Origin of the sequence: Anaerotruncus sp. AF02-27 (genome assembly GCF_003465835.1) — a bacterium.
GTDB classification, from domain to species: domain Bacteria; phylum Bacillota; class Clostridia; order Oscillospirales; family Ruminococcaceae; genus Anaerotruncus; species Anaerotruncus rubiinfantis.
Genome location: NZ_QSBX01000003.1, coordinates 173,584 through 190,196 on the forward strand (window position 1 = coordinate 173,584; position 16,613 = coordinate 190,196).

12 protein-coding genes are annotated in these 16,613 nt (G+C 57.8%); 5 read left to right on the forward strand and 7 right to left on the reverse strand.

The features are described from left to right. Positions 1 to 628 precede the first annotated feature (628 nt). Positions 629 to 916, forward strand: a complete 288-nt coding sequence (locus tag DWV16_RS04665; RefSeq protein WP_118477924.1) for a DUF6809 family protein — start codon at positions 629 to 631, stop codon at positions 914 to 916. A 59-nt stretch (positions 917 to 975) separates the two neighbouring features. Here DWV16_RS04665 and abc-f read toward each other — a convergent pair whose 3' ends face one another. Together abc-f and DWV16_RS04675 are read right to left on the reverse strand one after the other, a co-directional pair. Continuing rightward, complete coding sequence (gene abc-f / locus DWV16_RS04670; RefSeq protein WP_118477926.1) at positions 976 to 2,508, reverse strand: ribosomal protection-like ABC-F family protein; 1,533 nt, start codon at positions 2,506 to 2,508, stop codon at positions 976 to 978. Positions 2,509 to 2,775: 267 nt separating this feature from the next. After that, positions 2,776 to 4,413, reverse strand: a complete 1,638-nt coding sequence (locus DWV16_RS04675; protein WP_118477928.1) for a peptide ABC transporter substrate-binding protein — start codon at positions 4,411 to 4,413, stop codon at positions 2,776 to 2,778. Positions 4,414 to 4,739: 326 nt separating this feature from the next. Here DWV16_RS04675 and DWV16_RS04680 point away from each other — a divergent pair, with 326 nt between their 5' ends. The 3 genes from DWV16_RS04680 (at position 4,740) to nrdG (ending at position 8,278) form a co-directional block, all read left to right on the forward strand. Continuing rightward, complete coding sequence (locus DWV16_RS04680; protein ID WP_118477930.1) at positions 4,740 to 7,028, forward strand: anaerobic ribonucleoside triphosphate reductase; 2,289 nt, start codon at positions 4,740 to 4,742, stop codon at positions 7,026 to 7,028. Between the two features lie 585 nt (positions 7,029 to 7,613). Then, the gene (nrdD, locus tag DWV16_RS04685; RefSeq protein WP_066455284.1) at positions 7,614 to 7,793 is read left to right on the forward strand and encodes an anaerobic ribonucleoside-triphosphate reductase; all 180 of its coding nucleotides are present in this window, start codon (positions 7,614 to 7,616) and stop codon (positions 7,791 to 7,793) included. Then, positions 7,790 to 8,278: an anaerobic ribonucleoside-triphosphate reductase activating protein gene (gene nrdG, locus DWV16_RS04690; protein ID WP_066455280.1), complete on the forward strand. Its 489-nt coding sequence runs from the start codon at positions 7,790 to 7,792 to the stop codon at positions 8,276 to 8,278. Before nrdD ends, nrdG begins: the two co-directional genes overlap by 4 nt. 24 nt (positions 8,279 to 8,302) lie before the next feature. On the opposite strand, the gene DWV16_RS04695 is transcribed toward nrdG, so the two are convergent. Both DWV16_RS04695 and asnA read right to left on the reverse strand, forming a co-directional pair. Next, positions 8,303 to 10,384: a glutamine synthetase III gene (locus DWV16_RS04695; protein WP_066455277.1), complete on the reverse strand. Its 2,082-nt coding sequence runs from the start codon at positions 10,382 to 10,384 to the stop codon at positions 8,303 to 8,305. 59 nt (positions 10,385 to 10,443) lie between these two features. Beyond that, entirely contained in the window at positions 10,444 to 11,457 is a 1,014-nt protein-coding gene (asnA, locus tag DWV16_RS04700) for an aspartate--ammonia ligase (RefSeq protein WP_066455275.1), read from the reverse strand. A gap of 311 nt (positions 11,458 to 11,768) precedes the next feature. Between asnA and DWV16_RS04705 the strand changes: the two genes are divergently transcribed. Next, positions 11,769 to 12,308: a Chromate resistance protein ChrB gene (locus DWV16_RS04705; protein ID WP_118477932.1), complete on the forward strand. Its 540-nt coding sequence runs from the start codon at positions 11,769 to 11,771 to the stop codon at positions 12,306 to 12,308. Positions 12,309 to 12,334: 26 nt separating this feature from the next. Here DWV16_RS04705 and DWV16_RS04710 read toward each other — a convergent pair whose 3' ends face one another. From DWV16_RS04710 to lepA, 3 genes are all read right to left on the reverse strand, one after another. Next, complete coding sequence (locus DWV16_RS04710; protein WP_118477934.1) at positions 12,335 to 13,189, reverse strand: metallophosphoesterase; 855 nt, start codon at positions 13,187 to 13,189, stop codon at positions 12,335 to 12,337. Beyond that, the gene (gene hemW, locus DWV16_RS04715) at positions 13,186 to 14,313 is read right to left on the reverse strand and encodes a radical SAM family heme chaperone HemW (protein ID WP_118477936.1); all 1,128 of its coding nucleotides are present in this window, start codon (positions 14,311 to 14,313) and stop codon (positions 13,186 to 13,188) included. Before hemW ends, DWV16_RS04710 begins: the two co-directional genes overlap by 4 nt. Positions 14,314 to 14,751: 438 nt before the next feature. After that, positions 14,752 to 16,566, reverse strand: a complete 1,815-nt coding sequence (gene lepA / locus DWV16_RS04720; protein ID WP_066455268.1) for a translation elongation factor 4 — start codon at positions 16,564 to 16,566, stop codon at positions 14,752 to 14,754. Between the last annotated feature and the right edge of the window lie 47 nt (positions 16,567 to 16,613).

A 16,613-nucleotide genomic window follows, 5' to 3' on the forward strand; every position in this document is an offset into this window, starting at 1 on the left:
AAGGAGTGCCTGCGGCACAATAGCCCCTTAAGAAACCCGGCGGACGCCTTGCCAGGACTTGCGCCGCCTGCGCTCCCAACAAACGGTCAGCTCAGGACTGAACCTGGCGTTTCGCGCTCCCTGCATACTCCCCGCGATGGAGACGGCGAACTCAAGTCTGATAGCAGCCTTTAAATGCGCGGCCCGCAGGGCCGCGCATTTTTTAATCGGTTCGTCCGTTTTGCGCGTAGCGCATTTTCGCGCCGGGCGCGAAAATTTGTCCCGCGCGTCATTGCGAAGCGCGCGCGGCGCACTGCGTTTTCTCTCAGCAGATTGCGCGCGGTCTTTGCCGCAAAGCGGCAACACAAGCGCGCGCAGGGGGCCGCGGGGTGTCCCCGCGCGTGTTCTTTTCCCCCTTTCTTGCACGAGCAAGAAAGGGGGCCGCCGGAGGCATGCGGAGGGTGCCTTTGCCGCCAAAGGGCGGCGATTTTAAATTTTTGTATACCTGATAAGAACTATTTTCTAATATTTTAGGAAAAAAGTGTATAATGATATTGAAAGAGTTTTTTACATACATTTAAATGTATTTCTACCTATAAAATCTGTTTTGCGGTATAATAAGAACACTTTATTTTGGATGGTGATAAAAATGTATGAAATGCTGTATCGGTTTTTCAACGGTGACGTTCGACCGTGCGAGATGCCGTACCCGAAGGATGGTAAAATCAATCTTGCGTGGCGGGAATTTGACCGCGCGCAGGAAAGCCTGCGCGCCCAACTGAACCCGGCGCAGGCGACCCTGCTGGATGAACTGCTGCTTGAGCAGGTCGCGCTGAACGCCGCCATGGAGGAAACTTATTTTGTGCGCGGCCTGCGGTTTGGCGCGCAGTTTTGTGTGGAGCTGCTCTTCCCAGAGGTTTGCGGCGCAGCCGAATAAAGGTTTTTTAGGGGTCCGAGGGACTTTTTTGCAAAAAAGTCCCCCAGTGTTGGATGAAATTAATAAAGTTCCCCCAGCCGCCGGAGCTGTTCGCGCAGATCAGACATGTCGTCGCGCGGGGCCGCCCGGCGCGTTTGCTCGGCCTGCCAGGCGTCCCAACCGCCTTCGAACGTCTCAATTTTCCCATCCTGCACGAATAGCAGCCGCTCGGCGAGCTTTTCAATCAGCCGCTGATCGTGTGTGATGAGCAGCATGGTGCCCTGCCAGCAGACAAGTAGCTTTTCGAGTGCCTCGGCCGTGAAGAGGTCGATGTGGTTGGTCGGCTCGTCGAGGACGAGCAGGTTGCAGTCGGAGGCGAGCAGCCGCGCAAAGGAAACCTTGGCTCGTTCACCGCCTGAAAGAACTCCGGCGGGCTTATAGACGTCGTCCTTTGCGATCATCAGGTTTGCCAGGATGGTACGCACCTCGTGTTCCGGCAGGGAAGAGGTTTCCCGCACATTTTCCAGAACGGTTTTTTGGAGATCGAGTACCGTGTGATCCTGCGCGAAATAGCCTGCCTTTATCCCTTGTGCAAACTGGGCGCGATCTCTGTTGTGCAGCAGATATTCGATGGCGGTTGTTTTGCCCGCGCCATTTGGCCCGAACATGACCGTGCGTTTGCCGGTTGTGATCGAAAAGGAAACGTCATCGAGTACCGTACGCTTACCGTAACGTATGGTGAGTCCTTCGATCCGGGCCGCATTTTTGGATGTGACCGGGCTGGCCGCGCCAAGCGCCATCCTGATTTCCGGCGGGTCGGAAGGCCGCTCCTTTTCTTCCAGGTGGCCGGCGCGGCTGAGCAGCACTGCCGCGCGGTGCGCGACCTGTCCCTGTGGGACGGTCCGGCTTCCCTTGTGCAGCCGGGCTTCGCTGTTGCCCATCCGTTTGGGCGCTTTGCGCATGGTGCGGGCCTGTTCGCGCAGGACGGCTGCTTCGGCCTGCAGCCGCGTCTTTTCGCTGCGGTACCGTTCATATTCAAATTGTGCGAAGTCCCGTTCCCGCTGCTTTTGGACCGTCCAGTCGGTATAGTTTCCAGGGAAGACGCGAAGTCCGCCGTCCGCGATCTCCCAGATGGATGTGCAGAGACTGTCGAGCAGCGCCCGGTCATGGGAGATCAGCAGAATTGCGCCGGAGTAGTTTTCGAGCTTTTCCCGCAAGACGGAAATCCCGTCAAGATCCAGGTTGGTGGTGGGTTCGTCCGCGAAGAGCAGCGGAGCCTCCTGGCTGAACGCGGCCGCAATGGCCGCGCGGGTCCGCTCGCCGCCGCTCATACGCGGTGAATCCATCAGCGCGAGTTCCTTTTGCATCCGGCGGCCGCTCTCGCCTTCCGGCTCGCCCGACTGCCGGATCAGTGCGATCGGGCAGCGGCGTTCGATCAGGCCTTCGTCATATGGCTCCTCCCCATAGAGGATGCCGAGCAGGGTGGATTTGCCCGCGCCGTTTGCACCGACCAGTCCGATACGGTCGTGATCATGCACCTCAAGCCGGTCAATTGTGAACAGTGTGCGCGCCCCAAAAGTTTTTATCAGTTTTTGCGCTTTGAGTAACAACATAAAAATCCCTCCAGACAGTCCTGTCCGGAGGGATTTGTTTTCTGCATAAAGAAAACGGCGCGCGTAAAGATACGCCGCACAGCAATTGCAAAAACAAAAACTTCCACAGCCAGACAGAACAAACAATACCAAAGCCTCCGAAGAAGGCAGGTCAGAATAATTTGTTCGATTTGCGGCTGTCAGTTACGCATGTTTTGTGCAATTACCTCGTTCTTTCTCAAATTCGTATGGATTTTATCACAGTTTTATGGGAATGTCAAGCATTGCTTACTTTTTGCGGGCATATTTGAAGTATACGCCCGACAGAAACGGTGAAAATTCAATGCCGGAAACGTCCGGCCCCATCGCGTAGTAGGAAGTCTCGAAAAAAAGCGGAATGATCGGCGCATCGTAAAGCAGCATCTCCTCGGCCTGCGCGTAGACTTCGTAAGCTTCCTGCCCCGAAAGAGAAGCCGTTGCGGCGAGCAGCGTGTCAAAGTCCGCGTTTCCGTAGCCGGTGAGGTTTTGTGTGGATGCGGAGGAAAAGTCCGCGAGCACAGCCCCAGGCGAAGAATAGGAGGCTGAAAGCGGCAGGATGGCCGCCGAATAATTGCCCGAAGCCACCCGCGCGAGCAGCTCAGCTTCTGAAAGCTTGACAAGCCCGGTGTAGACCGCCAGGTTTTTCTGCCAGCCCTGCTGGACAAAGCCGGTGAGCAGCGGGAGGTTGTAGGTATCCGGCACCAGGATTTCAGAAAGCGGGATCTTTTCGAGCCCCAGATCCTCCAGACCGGAGGCAAAATTCTGTTTGGCAAGATGCGGGCTGTAGAGCAGCTCGCTATTCTCCCCGGCAAAGGTGCGGAAGGATTCCCCAAGCAGAGAAACCGCGGGCGGCACCAGCATTTCGCTGACCCGAAGGTTTTCCGGCAGGTACTGGTCAAACAATTTGCGGTCGATGGCGTAAGCCAGCGCGCGGCGGATTTCCGCGTTTGCAAGTGCTTCGTCACGGCAGTTGAAGGCGAGCACCCACACAACATCTTCAAAGGATTCATAGGCCCCGTCCGCGCCGAGCACCGCCGGAAGGGCACCGTAATTGACTTTGCAGGCGTCAGTGGAACCGGCAAGGAAACGTCCGACCGGGTCTGCGGGCGCTTCAGGGGATCCCGGCTGGATATAGAGGTTTACGCCCCCTGCAATTACCGGGTCGGGCGAACTGTAAAAAGCATTCTGGCGCAGCGTGACGGCCGATTCGTTGTCCCAGGAGGTCACGCCAAACGGACCGTTAAAAAGCAGGCTCTTCAGGTCAAGTCCATACCGGGCCTTTGTCGAGCGGAAGAAATCCTCGTTACAGGGCATTGCATAACTCGCGGCGAGCAGCTCCGGCAAAAGGCTGTCCTGCCGGATGAGGGTGATTTCGAGCGTATAATCGTCGGTCGCGCGCACGCCGAGCGAATCCATTGGCGCCGCGCCGCGCCGGATGAGCTCGGCGTTTTTGATGCTGGAAAAAGAGCCGGCAAACGGGCTGGGCGCGGTGGGATTGAACATCCGGGAAAGCGCGAAGACAAAATCGTGGGCGGTCACGGGCGTCCCATTGTAGGCTTCGCGAACCGCCCGCGGCAGCTTCGCATTGCCCCAGGCGGCGTCGCGGCGCAGGTGAAAGGTGTAGGTGAGCCCGTCCGCGGAAACCTCATAGCTTTCGGCAAGGCATGGCTCGATTTCCCCCGAAGGAAGCTGCCGGAAGAGCCCTTCGAAGGTGTTTTGTATGATCATGCGGGCGGTGGAATCGGTGGCGAACTGCGGGTCGAGATTGTGCACGCCCGATGGGATATCGTATTTAAAGATTTGGCCGGCGGTTTTGTCCCCGCAGCCGGAAAAAGCAAACAGGAACACTGCCGCAAGCAGCAAGGCAAGCAGTCGGTTTTTTGTCATATGCAGACACCTTCACATTTGATCTATAAGCAAGTTTAGCAGAAGCGCCGTGGGAATGCAACGCATCAAATGTGAATTCTTCACGCGCCAAAAGATCCCGGAAAGGCCGGTGTAATGCGGTGGGAGCGGTTTTTTGGAGAAAAATTCCACAATATATAGTGCATTCTACAAAAATAGCCCCCAAAAAATGTGCTTTTACGCATTGACAGAAAACTCGTTTTGCATTAAAATGATACTTGCGCAATGAATGCGCGACTAGATATTGTATAGTTTTTTGTTTTAAAATACAAAATATAGAGCTGAATGATTTTGACGGAGGGGACAAAATGATCAATACCATTGTGAAACGCGACGGGCGGTGCGTGCTTTTCGATATCGACAAGATTGCAAACGCAATCTTCAAAGCCGCGCAGGCGCTCGGCGGCAGCGATTATGAAATGGCGCAGAACCTGGCGCAGCAGGTGGCCGATTATCTGGAGAATACCTGCCACAATGAAACGCCTTCGGTTGAGGAGATCCAGGACGCGGTGGAGCATGTCCTGGTTGAGAGCGGGCACGCCCGTACGGCAAAGGAGTTCATCCTCTACCGCGCGCAGCGGACAAAAGTGCGTGATATGAACACCCGCCTCATGAAAACCTATGAGGATCTCACCTACAAATCCGCCAACGAGAACGACATCAAGCGCGAGAACGCCAACATCGACGGCGACACCGCGATGGGCACCATGCTCAAGTACGGTTCTGAGGGCGCCAAGCAGTTCTACCATATGTTTGTCCTGAACCCGGTGCACTCCAAGGCGCATCTCGCGGGAGATATTCATATCCACGACCTCGACTTTCTGACGCTGACCACTACCTGCTGCCAGATCGATATCGAGAAGCTCTTTCAGCACGGTTTCTGCACAGGCCATGGCTTTTTGCGCGAGCCGAACGATATCGCCAGCTACGCCGCGCTTGCCTGCATCGCGATCCAGTCGAACCAGAACGACCAGCACGGCGGCCAGAGCATCCCGAATTTTGATTACGGCATGGCCGCGGGCGTGGCCAAGACCTACCGCAAGAGCTACCTGCGCAACATTGCAAAGGCGCTCAGTTTGTTCGCGGACCTCGAAAACGCCGATGAGCGCGCGAAGGAAATTGCCGCGCAGGTGAAAGAGGCGCAGGGCGTGGAGCCGGTGCTTGCGGACGACAACGGCTACCGCGGCTTTGAACTGCCGCTGCTCTGCGCGCTGGTGGATGAACAGACAGCACAGAAGATCCAGCGGTTTGCGCTCAGAGAGGCGTTCAAAGAGACAGACCGCGCTACCTACCAGGCAATGGAGGCGCTGGTCCACAATCTCAATACGATGCATTCCCGCGCCGGCGCGCAGATCCCGTTCTCCTCGATCAACTACGGCACCGACACCTCCCCAGAGGGACGCATGGTCACTGAAAAGGTGCTGCTTGCGACCGAGGCGGGGCTTGGAAACGGCGAAACCGCCATCTTCCCGATCCACATCTTCAAGGTGAAGGAAGGCATTAACTTTAACCCTGGCGAGCCGAATTACGACCTCTTTAAGCTGGCCTGCCGGGTTTCCGCCAAACGGCTGTTCCCGAACTTCTCCTTCCTCGACGCGCCGTATAACCTGCAGTATTACCGGCCCGGCCGCCCGGAAACCGAAATTGCTTATATGGGATGCCGCACCCGCGTGATCGGCAACTACTACGATAAGACCCGTGAAATTGTCAACGGGCGCGGGAACCTCAGCTTCACCTCGGTGAACCTCCCACGCATCGCGATCCGTTCGAAAGGCGACATCGACTTCTTCTTCGAAGAGCTCGACCGTAAGATTGATATTGTCATCGAGCAGCTGATGGAGCGCTACAAGATCCAGGCGAAAAAGAAGGTCCGTAACTACCCGTTCCTGATGGGACAGGGTATCTGGCTTGATTCGGACAAGCTCGGCCCGGACGACGAGGTGGGCGAGGTGCTCAAGCACGGCACCCTCTCGATGGGCTTCATCGGCCTGGCGGAGACGCTCAAGGCGTTGATTGGGCAGCACCACGGCGAAAGCGAATATGCCCAGAATCTGGGACTTGAGATTGTTGGTCATATGCGTAAACGCATGGATGACACAACTCGCGCCACCGGGTTCAATTATACCCTGCTCGCCACTCCGGCGGAAGGCCTTTCCGGACGTTTTGTCCGGATGGACCGCGAGCTCTATGGCTCGATCGAAGGGGTGACCGACCACGACTTTTACACCAACTCGTTCCACATCCCGGTCTACTTCAACATCTCCGCCAGCGAGAAGATCCGTCTGGAAGCGCCGTATCATGCGCTGACCAACGCGGGGCATATCTCCTACATCGAGCTGGACGGCGACCCGCTCAAGAACCTCGACGCGTTCGAACAGGTGGTCCGCTACATGAAGGAATGCGGCATCGGCTACGGGTCGATCAACCATCCGGTCGACCGCGACCCAGTCTGCGGTTACACCGGCATCATCGACGACGTCTGTCCGCGCTGTGGACGCCACGAAGGCGAAGCGGTGAGCGTCGCGAAGCTCAAGGAGCTCGGCTGCTATGTCGGCGCCGGTCGGGATTTTCGCGGCTATGAAGGGTACGGCAAATAGCGGCCTGCCCGGAAAAACCGCGCGAATGCATCGCGCGGCATTTTCCGGAGCGCGCCAAAGGCGCGACGGCCGCTCGCAGGGGGTTGCATACCCCCTGCGGGATCCCCGTGGGGCGCCTTCTGCGACGCCCCGCCGCTTTCAGCGGCGGATTTGGGATAAGGTGTGCTTCGCACGAATTGAAATCCGAATCGCGGTGGGCGCGGAAAACGGACGGTCCATGGCGAATCCATTCTCTCCCGCCGAACTTGGGAACTAAGTGGTACGGGGAGAAAAAAACGGAAAGGCGACCTTTTTCTCCCGCTCGAACTTGATATCTAAGCGGCGCGGGGAGCAGATAACGCCGGCTTCAGCCTTGAGCTGACCGTTTGTTGGGGCGTTTGTGGCGCAGGTTTTGGCAAGGCGTCCGCGGGGTTTCGGAAGGGGCGGCTAGCCCCTTGCGCGAACTTTTGGTGCCTTTTCGTTCGTTCGAAAAGGCACCCGTGGTGCGCGGCGGAACGCGCAAAGACCCGTGGTGCGCGGCGGAACGCGCAAAGGCATGACACACAGATGATTTACGTATGAAATAACATACAGGAGGGAATTCATATGCAAAATACACAGACTGTACAGAATGAACCGGAGATGATCGGCGCGGGCGTCGGCTTTGAACGCATTCGGCGTATCACCGGTTACCTGGTGGGCACGCTCGACCGCTTCAATGATGCGAAACGCGCAGAGGAAAGCGAGCGGGTCAAGCACACTGTTGTCCGCGAAGTGAAGTTATGAGCACCCCGCTGCGAATTTCCGGTTGCATCTCCGATTCGATTGTGGATGGGCCGGGAATGCGCTATGTCGTGTTCGTACAGGGGTGCCCGCATCATTGTCCAGGCTGTCACAATCCCCAGACGCATGATTTTGACGGCGGCTATCTGGCTGACATGGATGAGATCGTGCGGCAGGTGAAAGCTGACCCGCTGATGAGCGGCGTGACCTTTTCCGGCGGAGAGCCGTTTTGCCAGGCCGCGGCGCTCTGTGAACTCGGTGAGCGGATCAAAGCGCTTGGAAAAAACCTGACAATTTACTCTGGGTATACTTTTGAACAATTATTGCAAAAATCGGAGCAGGAGCCGGATATTTTGCGGCTTTTGCAGCTCTGCGATCTGCTTGTGGACGGCCCCTATCTGGAAGCCGAACGCGACCTTTCGCTGCAGTTCCGAGGCAGCAGGAATCAACGCCTGATCAATTTAAAAGAAGCGCTCACCCATCGGTGAGCGCTTCTTTTTGTCTGGAATGCTTTATACCCGCAAGAGCAGGTCGGTGTAGGTGGGGATCGGCCAGCTTTCAAAGTCAAGGATGTGCTCGGCCGCATCACAGGCGGCGCGCAGGCTGTCCATACAGCCGCAGACGGTGTCGCGCATGAATACCGCGTGCTCGTGCAGGTCCTCGATCGATTGGCTGCGCGCGAACGCGTCGCGCAGAGCGTCCAGCTCACTGTCGATCTGGTCGATCAGCGCGGTGAGCGTTCCCAGCACCCGCACCGTCGATTCGCTGAGCGCACCGGCGGTACGCATCCGGTTGAGCGTTTCGGCCAGCTCGCCGGTATAGCGCACAACCGCCGGATAGACCTGGCGGCGCACCATTTCGATCATGGTGGCTGACTCGATGGCGAGGACTTTGCTGTAGTTTTCGAGTAGGATCTCCACACGGGAAAGGCACTCGGGCTCGGTAAAAACGCAGTGACGTTTGAAAAGGGCGATATTTTTCGGCGCGGTGAGGCAGTCGAACGCCTCAACCGAGGAATCCAGGACCGGCAGGCCGCGGCGTTTGGCTTCCTGCACCCAAGCTTCGGAATAGTTGTTACCGTTGAAAATAATCCTGCCGTGGCGGTTCATCACATCGGCAATGATCGCGCCGATTTCTTTGTCGCGGTCGGGAGCCTTTTCGAGCCGGTCGCAGAACTTCTGAAAGACGTCGGCCAGAGCGGTGTTGAGCACCACGTTGGTCAGCGCGATCGATTGGGAGGAACCGAGCATGCGGAATTCAAATTTATTGCCGGTAAAGGCAAAGGGAGAGGTGCGGTTGCGGTCGCTGTCATCCTTGACGAAGTCGGGCAAAGCGGCTACGCCGGTATGCAGCATCTGACGTTCGTTCTCGTGGGCGCTGTGGCCCTCAGCAGCGCTGACAAGCTCTTGGGTAAGGTTCTCGCCAAGGAAGACCGAAATGATGGCGGGAGGCGCCTCGCAGCCGCCCAGACGGTGGTCGTTCCCGGCGCAGGCGGCGGATGCGCGCAGAAGATCCGCATAATCGTCGACCGCTTCGAGGAAGGCGGCGAGCACCAGCAGGAACCGGCGGTTTTTGGCGGGATCCTTCGAGGGGGAAAGCAGATTCAGGCCGTCGTCGGTCGAAAGGGAATAGTTGTTATGCTTTCCGGAGCCGTTGATGCCCGCGAACGGTTTTTCATGCAGCAGGCAGGCCAGACCCTTCTGTTTTGCGACCACCCGCAGCGTTTCCATTGTGAGCTGGTTGTGGTCGCAGGTGATGTTTGCCGATCCAAAAACCGAGGCCAGCTCATGCTGGGCGGGCGCGACTTCGTTATGCTTGGTCTTGCTCGGGATGCCGAGCGCCCAGAGTTCCTCGTCGACCGCTTTCATATAGTCCGCCACCCGCAGCCGGATGCGCCCACAGTAGTGGTCGTCAAGCTCCTGGCCCTTCGGCGGCTTCGCGCCGATCAGTGTGCGCCCGCAGATTTTGAGGTCAAGCCGTTTTTCGTAAAGGCCGCGGTCGATGAGGAAGTATTCCTGTTCCGCGCCGACCGTCGGCACCACGCACTTGGAGGTCGTATTGCCCAACAGCCGCAGCAGCCGCAGCGCCTGATCGTTCACCGCCTGCATCGAGCGCAGAAGCGGGGTCTTTTGATCGAGCGCTTCGCCGTTGTAGGCGCAGAAGGCGGTTGGTATGTAGAGGGTTCCGTCCTTGACAAAAGCGGGGGAAGTGGGGTCCCAGGTGGTGTAGCCGCGCGCCTCAAAGGTGGCGCGGAGCCCGCCGGAAGGGAACGAGGAGGCGTCCGGCTCCCCTTTGACCAGCGCCTTTGGGGAGAATTCCAGCACGATGTCGCCGTTGCCAGCCGGTTCGATGAAAGAATCGTGCTTGCCGGCGGTGATGTTGGTGAGCGGCTGGAACCAGTGGGCGTAATGGGTCGCGCCGAGCGAAATGGCCCAGTCTTTCATCCCTTCGGCCACCGCTTCCGCAATGGCCGGGTCAAGCGGCAGCCCGCCCTCCTGCGTGCGCTTAAGGCTCTCATAAACTTCACGGGACAGATATTTGCGCATGGCGGCGTCGCCGAATACTTTTGAACCGAACAGTGTCGTCAGATCCATAAATAACCTCCACTTCTTGTTTCAGGAACAGGTCATCGTCCCAAATGGGGATGCCTGGATTACAGCAGATGGATGCCGGAAGCCGCGCAGGCGTCGTGCATGTCGTCCGGCCAGACCGAAGCCTGCACTTCTCCGATATGCGCTTTCTGCAAAAGCGCCATGCAGATACGGCTCTGTCCAATGCCGCCGCCCATCGTGAGCGGCAGACGTCCCGCCAGCAGCATGCTGTGGAACGGCATTGCGGCGCGGTCGGTGCAGCCGGAGATTTCGAGCTGTTCGCGGAGCGTTTTTTCATCCACGCGGATCCCCATTGAGGAAAGTTCCAGCGCGCGTCCAAGCACCGGGTACCAGATGAGGATATCGCCGTTGAGCTGCCAGTCGTCGTAGTCGGGCGCGCGGCCGTCGTGGGGTTTTCCGGAACGGAGCGCGCCGCCGATCTGCGAGATGAAGACCGCGCCGTATTTTTGGGCGACCGCGTCCTCCCGCTGCTTGGGCGTGAGATCGGGATACAGATCCTCCAGCTCCTGGCTTGTGAAGAATTCCAGGTGGTCGGGCAGGTACCGCTCGAGCGCCGAGAATTCCTGCGCCAGAACCCCTTGGGTGGTACGCAGCGCGCACATGATGGCGTTCGCGGTGGATTGGAGGGTTTGCATATTCCGGTCGGCGCGGGTGATGACCTTTTCCCAGTCCCACTGGTCGACATAGATGGAATGCAGATTGTCGAGCTCCTCGTCGCGCCGGATGGCGTTCATATCGGTATAAAGGCCGGTTTCGGGGGCGAACCCGTAGCGGGCCAGCGCCATCCGCTTCCATTTTGCCAGCGAATGGACGATCTGCACATCCGCGCCGATGTCCAGCACATCGAACTGCACCGGCCGTTCCACTCCATTGAGGTCGTCGTTAAGGCCGGTTTCCGGTCGCACAAAGAGCGGCGCGGAGACACGGGTCAGGGTGAGCATCTTGGCAAGTTCCCGTTCAAAGGTGTCCTTCGCAAGCTTGATCGCGATTTCCGTCTCCAGGATATCCAGCTTGGAAAAATAATTGGGGGGAAGAATCAGGTTTTTGACCGACATGGCTCCAGTTCCTTTCAAAATCCGCCGGCGGGCATGCCGGTCGGAAGCATTTCAATTTCAAATAAACCAATACTATATTTTAGCATCCCAATGGGCATCTTGCAAGAAAATTTCGTCGGGATAAATAAGGATTGACGAAAAAGCTAACACTTGTTACAATTATCGTGCTATAATAAGTACAACGCAAACAGTTCCCGCCATTTGAGCCCCGCCTTCGCGGGGGCACTGCCAAAGACGGCGGGAGAAGCTGTGAAGGCGGCTTTTGACATGCGGTAGCAGCCTCGGAAAATAAGGAAAGGCAGGTGGACGCAATGCAGATGCAGCGGACGGTCTGGCTGGCGCTCAGTTACAACCTCCCAATCAACCCCTCCAAGGTGCGGGTATACGTCTGGCGCAAACTGAAGGAATTTGGCGCGGAATACTTTAAGCAGGGCGTCGCAATTCTGCCCAACACCGCGCAGGGCATGCAGCAGTTCACCGCCCTTGCGCAGAAAATCCGTGAGCTCGGCGGCGAGGCGAGTATTGTGGAGCTGCGGTTCACCGATCCTTCGGACGAAGCGCAGATGACCGCGCGCTTTAAAAAACAGATTGAGGATGAATATAGGGAACTGCTTTCCGACTGTGCCAACGCTTTGCGGGAGATTCGCAAGCCCGAAAACCCAATTTCCCAGCAGGAGAGCGAGCGCATCAAGCAGATGATCAAACGCTACCGGAAAACCCGGTCGCGCGACTACTTCAAAACGGGCGGCGCGGCCGGCGAAATAGAAGACGGCATCAACGAGATCATCGACAGTGTTCGTTCGGTCGCCGCGGATTTTGGCAAACAGCTTCGCCAGCTGATGGAAACTTAAATGAAAAGACGAGGGGGCCCCGGTGTTTATGCCGGGGCCCCTTTCAGTTCGATGCAAACCAGTTCGGGCGGGTTACAGACGCGCGGCAGAATCCAATAATGGGAAACGCCGCGTCCCACAATGCGGATCTGTCCGCTGGGAACGTCCTCGTAGCAACCTCCCGCATATTTTGGAAAGAAGCCCTGATTCGGGGCGTAAAGCCCGTTGAGGATACCGGGAATGCGGACCTGTCCGCCATGCGCATGCCCTGAGAGGGTAAGATCAAACGGCAATTGCGCGTAAAGAGCGGCCTGTTCCGGCCGGTGGGAAAGCAGCAGCCGAAAATGCCCGTCGGTTTCGAGCGGCGTGAAGGCTCTCCTGGCATTGTCCGCCCAGGCCTGCAAACTTGGCGCGCCGTCAGGGTCTGCAAGCCCTGCCATCAGGATTTCACCGCCGCCTTGTACCGGCAGCGTTACCCAATCGTTTTCGAGGACGGTCACCCCATGCGCTTTCAACCGGGAAAGAATTTCCGGCATCCGCTTTGACCAGATTTCATGATTGCCCGTGACATAGTAGAGCGGCGCGAGTCCCGCAATTTCGGAGAGAAACGCGTCGGCGCCATCGAAGGCGCGCCAGTCGTCATAGATATCCCCACAAAGCAATATCACATCCGGTTCGGCGCTTTCGAGCAATGCGGCAAGTCTTTTGCGCCGCGTTTCGGATGGCTCGGCGTGCAGATCGGTAACCAGCGCGGCACGCAGGCAGCTGCCCGTCGGAAGTTTTTGGGTGGTGACGCGGTAATGCCGGACAGTATAGCCGCTGTAAAATGCAATCGCAAGGATAACCAGCAGCAGGCCCAGCGCCGGGACCCAAATCCTTTTTGAAAGGCCTTCCTGTTTCATGTGAGCAGCTCCCCGATGATGGTGTTGGAAAGCAGGAATCCTTCCGGTGTGAGCCGAATCCCTGCCTCATCGCGCGTAAGGAACCTGGAGGGGATCCGGCGCGCTCGTTCGCACAGAGCGGTCAGATCATAATCCGGATAATGCTTGGAAAGTGTGGAAAAACGCACCCCATCGGCGAGCCGCAGCCTAAGCATCAGAAACTCCTCGGCGTCGCCGCCCGGCCCGTCGTCAACCAGCAGGCCAAACGGATTTTCTGCCGCGAGAAACCCCGTGAGATCGCGCGGGAAATAGAACCGCCGGCCATTCACAAAGGAATGCGCGGATGGCCCGACCCCAAGATATTCCTCACAGCGCCAGTACTTGAGATTGTGACGCGCGGTCCGGCCATCCCGCGCGAAGTTGCTGATTTCATATTGCTCATATCCATGTGCGGCAAGCGTCTCAACCGCGTGCCGGTAATAATCGGCCTGCCCATCGCCATCTGGACATTCCAGCTCAATATGGCGCGCCGCGAACGGCGTGCCATCCTCCACCTTGAGCAGATAAGCGGACAGATGTTCCGCGCCGAGTTCGGATGCAAACCGCACCGCCTCGTCAATATCCGCAAGAGTCTGCCCAGGCGTCGCGAGCATCAGATCGAACGAAAGATGCTCGAACCCGGCCCTTCGCGCCGCCTGTGCCGCCTGTGCCACATCGGACGCGGTATGCGGCCGTCCCAGCAGCCGAAGCTGACGGTCGCTGACGCTCTGCATCCCGATCGAGAGCCGGCTGATCCCAGCCCGCCGCATCAAAACAAGTTCGGGGGCAAGCGCCGAATGCGGGTTGCATTCCACTGTGATTTCCGCATCCGGTGCAACTGTGAATGCGGAAAAAACCGCCTCCATCATCCGCGCGAGCCGTTTCCCGCCCAGCGCCGAAGGGGTGCCGCCGCCAAAATAGACCGTCTCCAGCTCCCGCACGCCGAACGGCTGCGTTTTGAGCATGTGGATCACCCGTGCGGTGTAGGCATCCATCAGCGTCTGGTCCGCCTTCACCGAATAGAAATCGCAGTAGGGACATTTGCGCTCACAGAATGGTACGTGAATGTATAGACCCTTGCAGGACATGAAATCACCTTCTTCCAATTGTACGCTCCTGTGTGTTTCGCCGCGCACCACGAGCGACTTTTCGGGCGAACGAAAAGTCACCAAAAGTTCGCGCAAGGGGACTAGCCGTCCCCTTGCGAAACCCCGGCAGATGCCTTGCCACGATCTGCCTCGCAGCCGCTCCCAACAGGACGGTCAGCTCAGGACTGAACGCTGCGTTTCACGCTCCCTGCGGATAGTGCGGGTAGTGTATTCGGCTGAAAGTGCGGTTTGAGATGCCTGTGGATGCCCCCGGCCCGGTGGGGAGTCCGATCGAACGCCAGTCTTTGCCACTTGGGCGGGTACTGCCGGCCTGCGTTTGATTTAAAGAACGCGCGGCCCGCAGGGCCGCGCGTTTCTGCCATCCGTTTATGGGGAGTATGATACGTTGCCATCAGCCCCGAACGCGCGGAGTCGCAGAACAGACCCGCCGTGGTGTCAGTCGTTGGAATCGAGCTTGAGTACAGCGGTGAACGCCTCGGGCGGAACCGAAACGGTACCGAGCTGACGCATCTTCTTTTTGCCTTCCTTCTGCTTTTCAAGCAGCTTTTTTTTGCGGGTGATATCGCCGCCGTAACATTTGGCAAGCACGTCTTTGCGCAGAGCCTTAACCGTTTCCCGCGCGATGACCTTGCCGCCGATCGCGGCCTGGATCGGCACTTCAAACATTTGGCGCGGGATATTTTCCTTCAGATTTTCACAGAGCTTGCGCGCGCGCGGATAGGCTTTATCCGCGTGTGCGATGAAGGAGAGCGCGTCGACGATCTCCCCGTTTAAGAGGATGTCAAGTTTGACCAGCTTTGAATCACGATAGCCGCAGAACTCATAGTCGAAGGACGCGTAACCCTTAGTGCGGGATTTGAGCGCGTCAAAGAAATCATAGACAATTTCGTTGAGCGGCAGTTCGTAATGCAGCTCAACCCGGTCGGCATCCAGATATTTGGTGTCAAAATAAACGCCGCGGCGGCTTTGGCAGAGTTCCATGATATTGCCGATATAGGCGGTTGGAGTAAAAATATTCGCTTTTACAAACGGTTCCTCGGCCGCAGCGATCAGTGCCGGGTCGGGATACTCGGTCGGATTGTCGATCCATTTTTCCTCGCCGCCGGTCATCGTGAGCTTGTAGATAACGCTCGGCAGAGTGGTGATGATGTCGAGGTTGAATTCCCGCTCGAGCCGCTCCTGGATGATCTCCATGTGCAGCAACCCAAGAAAACCGCAGCGGAAGCCGAACCCGAGCGCGGCGGAAGTTTCCGGCTCAAAGGAGAGGGAAGCGTCGTTTAGCTGCAGCTTTTCAAGTGCATCGCGTAGATCAGGATATTTTGCACCGTCAAGCGGATAGATGCCGGAAAAGACCATCGGCTGAACCTTGCGGTAGCCGGGCAGCGGTTCGGGCGCGGGATTTTCCGCGTCGGTGATCGTGTCGCCCACCGCGGTATCCCGCACGGTCTTGATGGAGGCCGCGATATATCCGACCTGCCCCGCGAAGAGCTCGTCCCGCGTGACCAGGCTGGTGGCTGCCATGACGCCGCATTCCACAACATTGAACTGCGCGCCGGTTGCCATCATTTTGATGGTCATGCCGGGTTTCACCACTCCGTCCATGACGCGCACATAGGCGATAACGCCTTTGTAGCTGTCGTAGTAGCTGTCAAAGATGAGCGCGCGCAGCGGCGCCTGTTCATCGCCTTTGGGAGCGGGGATGTCGGTGACGATCCGTTCGAGCACCGCGTGGATGTTTTCGCCGGTTTTGGCCGAAATGCGCGGCGCGTCGAGGCAGGGGATGCCGATGACGTCTTCGACCTCCTGCGCGACCCGGTCGGGCTCGGCGGCTGGCAGGTCGATCTTGTTGATGACCGGCGTGACTTCGAGGTCATGTTCGATCGCGAGATAGGTGTTTGCAAGGGTCTGCGCCTCGATCCCCTGCGACGCGTCCACGATGAGCACCGCGCCTTCACAGGCCGCGAGCGAACGGGAAACCTCATAATTGAAGTCGACATGTCCGGGGGTGTCGATCAGGTTGAAGTTATAGTCCTTCCCGTTGTCCGCGTGGTAGGTGAGCGAAACGGCCCGCGCCTTAATTGTGATGCCGCGCTCCCGCTCCAGCTCCATATTGTCGAGGATCTGTTCCTCCATATCGCGCTTGCTGACCGCGTCGGTCAGTTCCAGGATACGGTCGGCCAAGGTGCTTTTGCCGTGATCGATATGCGCGATGATACAAAAATTCCGGATATTTTCTCTTCTGTCGGACATAGGTTACCTGCCGTTTCCGCCCGCTCGGGAAGCTGTGGAAAGGCGCG

What these genes read in the sequence shown, in the direction of transcription:
- DWV16_RS04705 (WP_118477932.1), top strand. Translation starts at nt 11,769, where the DNA reads ATGCAGATGCAGCGGACGGTCTGGCTGGCGCTCAGTTACAACCTCCCA.
- DWV16_RS04710 (WP_118477934.1), bottom strand. Translation starts at nt 13,189, where the DNA reads ATGAAACAGGAAGGCCTTTCAAAAAGGATTTGGGTCCCGGCGCTGGGC.
- DWV16_RS04695 (WP_066455277.1), bottom strand. Translation starts at nt 10,384, where the DNA reads ATGGATCTGACGACACTGTTCGGTTCAAAAGTATTCGGCGACGCCGCC.
- nrdD (WP_066455284.1), top strand. Translation starts at nt 7,614, where the DNA reads ATGCAAAATACACAGACTGTACAGAATGAACCGGAGATGATCGGCGCG.
- lepA (WP_066455268.1), bottom strand. Translation starts at nt 16,566, where the DNA reads ATGTCCGACAGAAGAGAAAATATCCGGAATTTTTGTATCATCGCGCAT.
- asnA (WP_066455275.1), bottom strand. Translation starts at nt 11,457, where the DNA reads ATGTCGGTCAAAAACCTGATTCTTCCCCCCAATTATTTTTCCAAGCTG.
- abc-f (WP_118477926.1), bottom strand. Translation starts at nt 2,508, where the DNA reads ATGTTGTTACTCAAAGCGCAAAAACTGATAAAAACTTTTGGGGCGCGC.
- DWV16_RS04675 (WP_118477928.1), bottom strand. Translation starts at nt 4,413, where the DNA reads ATGACAAAAAACCGACTGCTTGCCTTGCTGCTTGCGGCAGTGTTCCTG.
- DWV16_RS04680 (WP_118477930.1), top strand. Translation starts at nt 4,740, where the DNA reads ATGATCAATACCATTGTGAAACGCGACGGGCGGTGCGTGCTTTTCGAT.
- nrdG (WP_066455280.1), top strand. Translation starts at nt 7,790, where the DNA reads ATGAGCACCCCGCTGCGAATTTCCGGTTGCATCTCCGATTCGATTGTG.
- DWV16_RS04665 (WP_118477924.1), top strand. Translation starts at nt 629, where the DNA reads ATGTATGAAATGCTGTATCGGTTTTTCAACGGTGACGTTCGACCGTGC.